A 3,838-nucleotide genomic window follows, 5' to 3' on the forward strand; every position below is an offset into this window, starting at 1 on the left:
GCCACCACATCGCCACGCTGGATTTTATCGCCCAGAGATTTTTCCCAGGACACCAGCACGCCTTCAGTCATTGTATCGGAAAGCTGTGGCATTTTGATGGCATGCCCTGAAACTGCTTCAGATTCTGTCGGTTTTGTCGGTTCTGAAGCAAGGGCAGGCGCACTTTGAACTGGGGCATCCTGAACCGGGGATACAGCCTCATCCGGCGTTTCCGTCAGATAGGCCATGGCCGCACCAACCGGCATGACACTATCCACCGCTGCCAAAGGACCCGCCAGATAGCCGGAGCGGAACACTTCCACATCCATGATCGCCTTGTCCGTTTCGATGGTCGCCACCACATCGCCGCGTTCGACCCGAGCGCCAATGGGTTTTTCCCAGGAAACGACCACCCCTTCCGTCATAGTATCGGTCAGTTGCGGCATCTTGATGACGTAAGGTTCAGCCATTTTTCACCCTATTGAGTTTCTGTAGATCAAAACATATCGAGAGAAGTGCGGCCTTAGCGGCCAAACATCTTCCTTACCGCAGCAATCACATCCCCGGCATTGGGAATCGCCGCCTTTTCCAGGCGATGATTGTAGGGAATGGGAATATCCAGGGCATGCACTCGCACCGGCGCCGCATCCAGATCAAAAAAGCATTCTTCATTGATGATGGCCATGACTTCCGAACCAACACCGACCGGAGCTTCGTCTTCTTCCACGATGATGGCATGATGGGTTTTGCGCACGCTGGCAGCAATTCCGGCACGATCCAAAGGTTTCAAGGCCCTTAAATCAATCACTTCAGCATCAATACCATACTCGCTGGCCAGTTTTTTGGCCGCGTCCAATGCCCAATGCACACTGATGTTGTAGGCAAAAATGCTGACGTCCTTACCCGGACGCATGATTTCCACTCCTTCCAGCGGGGTGAAAAACTCCTCGTCCGGCACTTCGCCCTTGAGGTTATACATGCTTTCATGTTCGATAATCACCACCGGATCATCTGAACGTACGGCACTTTTCAGCAAGCCATAAGCATCCCGGGGGGTAGCCGGAGTCACCACGCGCAGGCCGGAAATTCCCATGAATACTTTTTCCATCCGCGCCGAATGCTGGGCACCCAGCTGATGCGCCGTGCCACCGGGAACGCGCATGACAAAGGGACAACGAATCCGTCCACCCGACATGTAATGAATTTTCGCCGCGTTATTCATGAGCTGATCCATGGCCAGCCAGGCAAAATTCACGCTCATGATTTCGACGATGGGGCGGGCACCAATCATGGCAGCACCCACACCAATGCCGGTGTAGCTGTTTTCGGAAATAGGCGTATCAATAACCCGCTGTTCTCCATATTTGGCGAAAAGTCCTGAAGTCGCCTTGTAGGTACCGCCAGCGACACCAATATCCTCACCCATGGCAAATACCAGCGGGTCACGCGCCATTTCTTCATCGTGGGCACGCAGAATTCCCTGCCAATACATTAACTCAGCCATGGTTGTTGCCTCCTTCGGTATAGACGTAACGCGCTACATCCTCGACGCGCGGTTCCGGGCATTCAATAGCGTAACGCACCACTTCGTTCTCGATTTCGTCCTGAACCGCCTTGTCCATGGCATGGAATTCATCTTCAGTCACCACGCCGGCTTCTACCAGACGACGCTTGTAAATACCGATGGGGTCGCGCTGCGCCCATTCTTCCACTTCTTCCTTGCTGCGATAGGCACCGGAGTCAGACATGGAATGGCCGCGCAATCGATAGGTCATGAGTTCCAGGAAATAGGGCTTGCGTTGTTCGCGCACATAATTCACGGCTTTTTCGGCATGTGCCATGACAATATCAATGTCCTGCCCATCACATTGCGCTGCTTCGATGCCGTAAGGTGCCACGCGTTTGTACTGGTTGATTTCCACCGTCGAACGCTCAATGGCCGTACCAATGCCATACAGGTTGTTTTCGCAGATAAACAGCACCGGCAGGTTCCACAGGCTTGCCATGTTCATGGTTTCATGGAAGGTCCCCTGGTTGTTGGCACCATCCCCCAGAAAACAGATAGAGATTTCCTGACCACCGCGCAACTGGATCGCCTTGGCAAAGCCGGCTGCCAGCGGGAAGGGCCCGCCAACCAACGCGTAACCGCCCATAAAATGCACGTCTGGGTCGAACAAGTGCATGGAACCACCCCGGCCCTTGGAGCAACCGGCTTCCTTACCGAAAAGCTCGGCCATCAGCGCTTTGGGGTCCATGCCGGATTTGAGGGCATGAATGTGGTCCCGATACCCGGTCACCACATAATCAGAACCCGTTTGGGCCTTCTCCAAAACGCCAATCGCGCAGGCTTCCTCACCCGGATAAAGGTGTAAAAAACCGCCAATCTGACGTTCGTGATAAGCCTCCGCGCAGCGTTCTTCAAAGCGGCGGGCAAAAAGCATTTCACGCAACAGGCGCTTCTGGTCCGTGGCGTCCATGGTCCTCCCAGACAAAATAATGGACCGCGTCCGCAGACGTGGTCATAGTGAAAATTCAGCCAAAGTCATGGAGATGATGGCCTAGGCTACTGCAAAGCGTCAAGAGTAGTGGATATCGCGTGGGTCATTCCAGCGCCGTATCTTTAAAAAACCCGCTTGATAAAGACCAAGCGGGCCATCACAAAAAAGCGCAAACGGCCGTCATAAAACTTTATTTGACGGTAGTACGCACCATGACACTGGAATTGATTTCAACCCGCTGGTTTTTGAAACGACCAGCCGGGGTCGTGTTGGTAGCAATGGGATCTTCATAGGAGTAGCCTTTGACCATCATGCGATCCGCAGCAACACCCCGCTTTTCGAGATAACCGGCAACACTGCCCGCACGCGCCTTGGACAGCTTGTAGTTATAGGCATAACTTCCTGTTTTACTGCAATAACCATTAATATGCAGGGTGGCATCCGGGTGCATTTTGGCGAAACCGGCCACCTTATCGAGGACGCCAATATCCGACCCCATCAACTGCGCAGAACCGGTTTTGAAATTGATACCGGTAATGGTGATGGGCTTACTTTCCAGCACCGTATGCTCTACCGGGGCGATAGGTGCAGGCGGTGGTGGTGTCTGTGCAGAAACCACCGGGGCTACCGGAGCAGGACCAGCCGGGCAAGGTGTCACCTCATATAAACCACAGCCCGAGGCGGCAACAACGGCCCCCAATAGCAGTAACCTGGATAATTGCGCAGCATGTTTCATGTTTGGATTCTCCTGAACTCAAAATACGTTAGATGGAGAACCCCGCAGCAGCGAGGCTCCCTTTTGATGAAATGACCGATCAGAACATGAAGCCGGTTTCGACCATGCCACGCAGTTGATTAGTGTTGGTTCCCTCAGCGCCGGAGAAACCGAGTCCAGCAGGTGCGGAGGCAGTCACGTAAGAAAGTTCAGCGCGGGCGAAGAAACCACCACTCTGGTAGGTCGGGGTGAGGGTGATGGACCATGCGTGGGAATCGGATGGAAGCCCGGTGAGTGTTGCAGCCGCTCCGCTTGTCGCACCATTAGTCAACGGCCCACCAACCCGCAGATATTCCACTCGGGTACCGAGAGAGATTGTTTTAGTAAAGCTGTAATCAGCCAATAATGCTCCACCATAATTGTCGAACGCATGATTCACGCCCAACAACGGTGCAGTTGGCGTATGCATATACTGAAAATAAGGTTCAATCATCCATGGTCCCGAACTATATTCATATTCGACACCATAAATCTGGCTTTCATTACCTAAGGCACTATAAGCTACATCATTAGAACTTAGACGGGATTTCCCCAAAGAGCCTTGCGCATAAAAGCTGAGCGTATTGGAGCCGTTGATCGCATAACT

General features: G+C 53.1%; 5 protein-coding genes. All 5 read right to left on the reverse strand.

The genetic code is table 11. The annotated features are described in order from the left end of the window. Window positions 1-449: biotin/lipoyl-containing protein (locus AC2VLY_RS00040; RefSeq protein ID WP_486921562.1), on the reverse strand; the 449-nt coding region annotated here is incomplete at its 3' end. A gap of 53 nt (window positions 450-502) precedes the next feature. Beyond that, a complete protein-coding gene (locus AC2VLY_RS00045) occupies window positions 503-1,483 on the reverse strand; it encodes an alpha-ketoacid dehydrogenase subunit beta (protein ID WP_300249868.1) in 981 nt (326 codons plus the stop codon). Then, entirely contained in the window at window positions 1,476-2,456 is a 981-nt protein-coding gene (gene pdhA, locus AC2VLY_RS00050) for a pyruvate dehydrogenase (acetyl-transferring) E1 component subunit alpha (RefSeq protein ID WP_300249865.1), read from the reverse strand. The genes AC2VLY_RS00045 and pdhA overlap by 8 nt, the downstream gene beginning before the upstream one ends. A gap of 211 nt (window positions 2,457-2,667) precedes the next feature. Beyond that, on the reverse strand, window positions 2,668-3,213 hold the full coding sequence (locus tag AC2VLY_RS00055) for an OmpA family protein (protein ID WP_486893709.1): 546 nt from the start codon (window positions 3,211-3,213) through the stop codon (window positions 2,668-2,670). A gap of 79 nt (window positions 3,214-3,292) precedes the next feature. Continuing rightward, the coding region (locus AC2VLY_RS00060; RefSeq protein WP_486921563.1) for an outer membrane beta-barrel protein at window positions 3,293-3,838 on the reverse strand (546 nt) is incomplete at its 5' end.

The organism is Acidithiobacillus sp. TH-A36 (assembly GCF_057473445.1).